We start from the raw sequence: 7,217 nt of genomic DNA, 5'->3' as shown, positions 1-7,217 counted from the left end.
CCCAGCGGGAGCAAGCTCCCTCGCCACGGGGGTTGTGGTGGCTGGGGCGCCTGCGGGCATCAGCAGCGGATAGCGCGCCTAGACCACCGATGACAGCACGAACGAAGTCACGGTGTTCTCCACCCCCGGCAACGCCGAGATCTCTTTCCACACTTTATGCACCCGTTCCGGGTTCGCCGCGCCCACCCGCAGCATCAGATCGAACTCGCCACTCATCACATCGCACTGCAGCACTTCCGGCATGGCCTGCAACGCTTGCAACACCTCGGCACCGCGCATGCGGTCGTAGCGGTAGACGAAGATCACCGCGTTGATGTTCGACGACGCTTGCGCGCCCTCCCCGGTGCGCACGGTGTAGCCTTGGATCGCGCCGTCGCGTTCCAGGCGTTCGATGCGTTGGCGTACGGCGTTGCGCGAGAGGTTGACCTTGGCCGCCAGTTCGGCGTGGGCGGCGCGGGCGTTGAGACGCAGTTCGGCGATGATGCGTTCGTCGAGGGGGTCGAGAATTCGCTTCATGGGGGCCTCCGGTTATAGGGCGCCGAGCAGTTGATGGAGGGCACCGAGGTCGTCCGGCTGGAGGCGATGAATCTGCGCCGGGCCATGTTCGGAAACCGGGCGTTGTCGCGCCGCGATGTGGATCCCCAACTCGCCGAGCAACACCGCAGATTTGACCGGGGAGATCTCGCCCAAGGTCACCATCGGCGCCACCAGGCTGCGCCGGTACAAGCGCGCCGCGAGCACGCCGGTGGCGGTGTGGGGGTCGATGACGTAGCCGGTGTCGCGATGCAGCGAGGTGATTTCCTCCAGCGTCTGCTCATCGCTGACCGCGTACGAGTCGATGATCATCCGCGCCTGTAGCCAGAACTCGTTGGCGATGGTCATTTCGCCGTGGGTTTCGAAGGTGTGCATCAGTGCGCTCACGGCCTGGTCGTCGTGCCCATAGAGCTCCCAGAGAAACCGCTCCAGGTTGGAAAAAATCGACAAGTCCATGGCCGGCGACAGGGTCTTGCTGGCGCGCAATCGCGAGTAATGGTTTTTCAAAAAGAACTGATGCAGCGCGTCATTCTGATTGGTCGCAACAATCATCTGCGTGATGGGCAAGCCCATCTTCTGCGCGATGTAGCCGGCATAGACTTCGGCAAAGCTTGCCGCGGGCACGCTGAAACCGATGGGCCGCTGACCGCCGCCCAGTTGCAACACGGCATGGAAATAAAACACCAACTGCGCCATGACGCTGACCCAGTTACTGGAATTGAAACTGATCGCCTCGTGCTGTCGGAACAGTTGGGTGACCAAGGTCTGGCACTCATCAAAACTGCCATCGACAGCCACTTGATGAACCCGCGGATGCGCCGTCGCTTGCAGGTCTTGAAGCTGGTCTTGCGGCACGCCGGCTTCGGGATAAATCACCACCACATCGGTCTCGTCGCAGTGCTTGAAGGCTTCGATGGCGGCCAGCCCGGTATCGCCGTTGGTGACGCCGATCACCACGGCGCGACGCCCGCGCTTGCGCAAAAAGTACTGCACCAGCCGCGCCTGCAATTGCGCGGCAAAGTCCTTCGAGGAGCGAGTCGGCCCATGGAACAATTCCAGGATCCACTCGTTGCGATCCACCTGATGCAACGGCGCCAGGGACCGATGGCTGAACTGGCTGCCGGCTTCCTTGAGCACCCGCTTGAAGTCGGCCTCGGGGATCGCCTCGCCCACGAACGGACGCATCACCCGATAGGCCAGTTCGTCATAGGACAATGTCGACCAGTTGGCGATGTCCTGGGGTTCGAACTGCGGCAGTTCGAGGGGGACGAACAGCCCGCCGTCCTCGGCGATGGCCGACAGCACAACTTTTTCGAAATCGACCTGCACGGCGGAATTTCGGGTACTCACATAGCGCATGGTCAACTCCGGATATTCACTTGAAACGGCTCACTTGAAACGATGCGCCTGCTCCACCAGCCAGGTGGAAAACCGCGCCGCGTCCGGGTGTTGCTCGGCCCCGGAACTACGCACCAGGTAAAACGATTCGCTGGCCTCGATGCGCTGGGCGAAGGGTTCGACCAGGCGCCCGTCGCCGAGCATGTCACTCACCATCGACGACCGCGCCAGGGCGATGCCCTGCCCCAGTTCAGCCATGCGCAAGGTGCAGACCAGCGTGTCGAACTGCATGCCGGTCGAGGAATCCACCGAGTCGGCACCGACCATTTTCAGCCAGTAACCCCAGCCCTCTTCGTAGCCCAGCACGTGCAGCAATGGATGCTTGGCCACGTCCGCCGGCACCTTCAGCGTCGTCATCAAGGCTGGCGAACACACCGGGAACAAGGTGTCCCAGGTCAGGCGTTGCGACACCAGGCCGGGCCATTGACCGTGGCCCCAGCGAATTTCCATGTCGTCCTCGCCGTCCAGTTCCTTGACCCAGATGTTGCTGATGTAGCGGATGTCGACGTGCGGATGCACCTGGCGAAAATCCACCAGTTTCGGCGCCAGCCAGTGCACGAAAAACGCCAGGCTGCCGCGCACCTTGATTGGCCGGCGCTTGTGCTGGCCAAAGATCTCGTTGGTGCCCACCGCCAGTCGCGTGATCGCGTCCTGCACCACCGGCAGGTAGGCCTGGCCCTCTTCGGTCAGGCCCAGGCCACGGGGCAAGCGCTTGAACAGCGCCACCCCCAGGTGACTTTCCAATTGGCGGATCTGCTGGCTGACCGCGCCCTGGGTCAAAAACAGTTCGTCGGCGGCGTGAGTGAAGTTCAGGCAGCGGGCCGACACTTCGAATGCCCGCAGCCAATTCAACGGGGGCAACGTTTTTTGCTTCATGATCTGGACCTCGTTGACCCCCACGCACCGGGCACGTTTGCCCGACCCGTCGACGCGCCTTAGAACGCGTCGGACGGTTGTGCCACGAGGGCAACCGACAAGCGTCGCTCGCGGCTTTTGCGGGTAATGTAATACACGAAGTAACACCAGGCGATGAACGGCAAGCCGAAGTACAGCGCCACCCGTTGTTCAGGGTCGAAGGCGATCCCGATGCACGCCAGGCTGCAGCACACCAGCGCCCCCAGCGGCACCCACGGATAGCCGCGAACCCGGAACTTGAGTTTGCGAATGTCGCCGCCGTTGGCCACATAGTGACGCCGGAAAGCGATCTGGCTCGCGGCGATGCTCATCCACACCACCACCACGGCCAGGCCGGAAATCGACACCAGCGCCAGGTAGATGGTGTCGGCGGCAAACACGCTGCTGAGCAACGAAGCGGCGCCGCCGGCCATGCTGACGATGATCGCGTTGAGCGGCGTGCCCATGCGGGTCAGGGCCGAGAACTGCTTGGGCAGGTGGCCTTGGTCGCTGAGGGTCCAGAGCATCCGCGAGGCGGCGTACAACCCGGAGTTGGCCGCCGACAACAGGGCGCTGATGATCACGAAGTTCATGATGTCGGCCGAGTACGGAATGCCGATGTAGGTGAACACTGTGACGAAGGGGCTTTCGACCAGACCGGCTTGCTCGCGGGGCAGCAGGGTCGCCAGGACAAAAATGGTCCCGACGAAAAACACCGCCAGGCGCAGCACCGTGGTGCGGATGGCCCGCGGCACATTGCGTTGCGGGTCCTTGGTTTCACCGGCGGCGATGCCAATCAGCTCAGTGCCGGAGAACGCGAAGGACACCGCCAGCAGCGTCATCGCAATCGGCATGAAACCGGTAGGAAAAAGTCCTTCGCGGGTGAAGTTGCTCAAGCCGATGCTGTGGGCCTGGTCGATGTTCAACAGGCCAAGAATCGCGCCACCGCCAATCAGCAGGAACACCACCACGGTCAACACTTTGATCAACGACAACCAGAACTCGGTCTCGGCGAACAAACGCACCGAGATCACGTTGGAGAGGAACACCACGCCGGCGAACAGCGCGCTCCAGATCCACACCGGTGTGTCGGGAAACCAGCGCGACATGAGGATGCCGGCCGCGGTGAATTCGGAACCGATGGCCACCGTCCACGTCAGCCAATACAGCCAGGCCACGGTGTAGCCGGTGCCCGGGCCTAGAAACCGTGTGGCGTAGGTGCTGAACGAGCCGGTTTCCGGCATCTGCACCGCCAGTTCGCCCAGGCACATCATCACCATGTAGACCATCAGCGCGCCAATGATGTAGGCGATCACCGCGCCCATGGGGCCGGCCTGGTTGACGGTATACCCGGACGTGAGAAACAGCCCGGTACCAATGACGCCGCCTAATGCCAACATGACAATATGGCGCGTCTGCATTTCCTGTTTAAAACCGGCACGCGTATTGAGTTGTTGTTCTTTTATGGACATGGTTGTTCTCATGAAAGTTGTTAGGGCGCGCATTAACGTCCGCGACAAGTTATTGGGCAGAGTAAAAGTGCATCGCCACTAAGCTTTATTATTATTCCTATTCATGAACGCCCCATTCACAGCCTTGTGGCGGGGTACCAACTTTCAAACTTCAGCTTGCGGTCTCGATAGGGGCTTCATTGAGTTGCGGGGTGAGGGTCTTTTTGACGAAGGCGAAGGCCTGTTTCAGATCGTCCAATAGATCGTCCGTGTCTTCGATGCCGACCGAAACCCGCACCAAGCCTTCGGAGATGCCCAGGGCCAGGCGTTCTTCCAAGGTGTTCTCGACATGGCTGGTGGTACGGGCCGGACCGTAGATGGTTTCCACCGCGCCCAGGTTGCCCGCGCAATGGGCGAAGCGCAGGCGTGGCAGCAGCAATTTGACCGTGTCCATGCCACCGACCAGGACAAAACTGACGATGGCGCCGAAACCGGACATTTGCGCGCAAGCCACGGCGTGGTTCGGGTGGCTGGGCAAGCCGGGATAATTCACCGCCTCCACCAACGGTTCGGTGCAGAGAAACTCGGCCAGGGCCCGGGCGCTGTGTTGCTGCTGACGCATGCGCAGTGCCAGGGTCTTCATGCCACGGATGATCAGGTAGGCCGAGAACGGGTCAAGGCTCGCGCCGTTGATTTCCCGATAATGCCGCACCTGGGCCATCAAGGCTTCGCTGCCACACACCAGGCCACCGAGCACGTCGCCATGGCCGCTGAGGAACTTGGTCGCGCTATGAATCACCACGTCCACCCCCAAGGCCAGTGGGCTCTGGTTCAGCGGCGTGGCGAAGGTGTTATCGGCCACGACCACCGCACCGACACGCTTGGCCGCTGCCACCAGGCGCGGGATGTCGAGGATTTTCAGGGTGGGGTTGGTGGGGGTTTCCAGGTAGAGCACCTGGCAACCCTTGGCGATTTCACGCTCCAGATCGTCGTGATCGAAGGTCTCGCACAAGGTCACCGTCACGCCGGTGCGCGGCAGGAACTCTTCGAAGATCTTGTTGGTGCCGCCGTAACTGTCCTTGGTCGACACCACGCGATCGCCATGGGCCAGGAAGGTGTAGAGCACGCTGCTGATCGCCGCCATGCCGCTGCTGAAGGCCACGGCGGATTCGGCCATTTCCAGCTCGCGAATCTTGGCTTCGAGGGTCTCGACGGTCGGGTTGCTCATGCGGCTGTAGATAAAACCGGGGGCCTTGCCCAAGGCGACGTCGTACCAGACGTCGATGTCGTCGTAACCGTACGCGGCGCTGGCCACGATGGGGGTTTGCGTGGCGTTGTAGGGGTGCCTGACCTGCTCCCCACCCCAAACCGCCCGGGTTCCTGCTCCCGCATTATCAAGCCCTGTGCTGTCAGGTTTATTGTTCATTGAGGCTACTCACACTGAGGGGGTGGACGTTGAGCCATCCACCGGATCTGAGGGCCAATATAGGGAAAAGCCGCGCGACCGAGAAACGATGTTATCGGTGCCAAAGGGGTGGTTTTTTTAATGGCTGGAGGCGAATAGCGACCGGCGAATCACCGATGAACCTGTGGGAGCGAGCTTGCTCGCGATGGCGGTGGGTCAGTTGCCATTGGGGGTGACTGACACTCCGCTATCGCGAGCAAGCTCGCTCCCACATTGGGTTGCATTGATTTTGGCTATGCAGTCTAACCATCGGCTGTCAAAGAGAGCTCATCCATCGCTCGTAATAATCTGCCTGCTCATCGATATCATTGGTTAAATTTTGATCTTCATAGTCGAAAATATTTACTATGTCATTATCATCCGCAGGCTCACCCCAGCGAACTTCGTAGGCCACTACGCCACCAGACATTTGCGAAGACATTCTCGAGGGGTGCACATTAATTTTGGCTCCCTTGCATAAAAATTTCACATCCGGAAAATCTTTTCTAACCATCCCCAGACAAAAGTATAAATCCGTCGCGGTGTAACTTTTTACCAATCCATCTGGCATCGTTACAGTCATAGCCATAATTTTTCGGTCACATTCAAAAATCGCGCTCTTAACGACGCCATCAATTTCAATTGCCACCTCTCTAGAGGTCATATCATCACCTGTCAAAATTAGGTATCGAGTATCCTACATAGGTTCCATCTTCATTCACTGGGGTTGCCCCTACTATATCTTTTCTATCAATCCCTCCGGGCACAGCTATTTCCACCTCCCTTCGATGCGGCGACATGACACCTAGTTTCTTATTCACATCAATACCCGGCACATTTTTTAACACATATACGTATCCACGCTCATATCCAAAACCAGTCGCGAATTTTATTGCCTCTGTCTTTGAAGGGGTTGTACTTACATAAATACTAGGCGGATTTCGATTATCTTTAGCATGCAAAAATAGATCGGTACTCCACCCTAACGGTTCGAATCCTGCCTCAAATATTTCCCAAGGCTCTCGTGAGTCACCTCGATAGGTATAGATATCTTTAGGCTTGGCTTGAGGGAGCTTCGATTCGCCCTCATCCACCCCAACCTTCGCCGCCGGATCCTGCTCCCCAACCGCCGGCCGACACCCACCCTTCCCCGGACAATCCACCAACCCCAACGGATCCACCCACCCCGTCGGGTTCACCGTGTAGCGATACCCATTGAGCCCACCCGCCAATTTGCTCGGGTCAGGCGTCAGATAGCGGCCGGTTCCGGGATTGTAGTAGCGGTGGCGGTTGTAGTGCAGGCCGCTTTCCGGGTCGAAGTATTGGCCCTGGAAGCGCAGCGGTTGTTCCAGTTGTTCGCCGCCGCCGTGCTGGAGTTCGGTGAGTTGGCCGTAGCCGTTGTAGCGCGCCGACCAGACGATCTGGCCGGCGGGGTTGGTCAGTTCCTGGGGGGTGCCCAGGTGGTCGAGGTGGTAGTAGAACGGGCGGGCGTCGGG

General features: G+C 59.7%; 7 protein-coding genes. All 7 read right to left on the bottom strand.

Going from position 1 to position 7,217, the window contains the following annotated elements; translation table 11 throughout:
* Positions 1-78: 78 nt before the first annotated feature.
* Positions 79-516, bottom strand: coding sequence for an Lrp/AsnC family transcriptional regulator (locus tag BLO97_RS30225; protein ID WP_053125728.1), 438 nt, complete (start codon positions 514-516; stop codon positions 79-81).
* 12 nt (positions 517-528) lie between these two features.
* Positions 529-1,893 (bottom strand): threonine synthase, encoded by a 1,365-nt coding sequence (gene thrC, locus BLO97_RS30220; RefSeq protein ID WP_092349768.1) that lies wholly within the window; start codon positions 1,891-1,893, stop codon positions 529-531.
* Positions 1,894-1,923: 30 nt separating this feature from the next.
* On the bottom strand, positions 1,924-2,808 hold the full coding sequence (locus tag BLO97_RS30215; RefSeq protein ID WP_063324199.1) for a LysR substrate-binding domain-containing protein: 885 nt from the start codon (positions 2,806-2,808) through the stop codon (positions 1,924-1,926).
* A 59-nt stretch (positions 2,809-2,867) separates the two neighbouring features.
* The gene (locus tag BLO97_RS30210; RefSeq protein WP_092150577.1) at positions 2,868-4,298 is read right to left on the bottom strand and encodes an amino acid permease; all 1,431 of its coding nucleotides are present in this window, start codon (positions 4,296-4,298) and stop codon (positions 2,868-2,870) included.
* 151 nt (positions 4,299-4,449) lie between these two features.
* Positions 4,450-5,703 (bottom strand): cystathionine gamma-synthase family protein, encoded by a 1,254-nt coding sequence (locus BLO97_RS30205; RefSeq protein WP_092150581.1) that lies wholly within the window; start codon positions 5,701-5,703, stop codon positions 4,450-4,452.
* 295 nt (positions 5,704-5,998) lie between these two features.
* Positions 5,999-6,385, bottom strand: a complete 387-nt coding sequence (locus BLO97_RS30200; protein WP_092349765.1) for a hypothetical protein — start codon at positions 6,383-6,385, stop codon at positions 5,999-6,001.
* 4 nt (positions 6,386-6,389) lie between these two features.
* The coding region (locus tag BLO97_RS30195) for an RHS repeat-associated core domain-containing protein (protein WP_175489874.1) at positions 6,390-7,217 on the bottom strand (828 nt) is incomplete at its 5' end.

Origin of the sequence: Pseudomonas sp. NFACC05-1, assembly GCF_900100135.1 — a bacterium.
Lineage (GTDB): Bacteria > Pseudomonadota > Gammaproteobacteria > Pseudomonadales > Pseudomonadaceae > Aquipseudomonas > Aquipseudomonas fluorescens_Q.
This window is presented reverse-complemented; position numbering and strand designations above follow the sequence as displayed.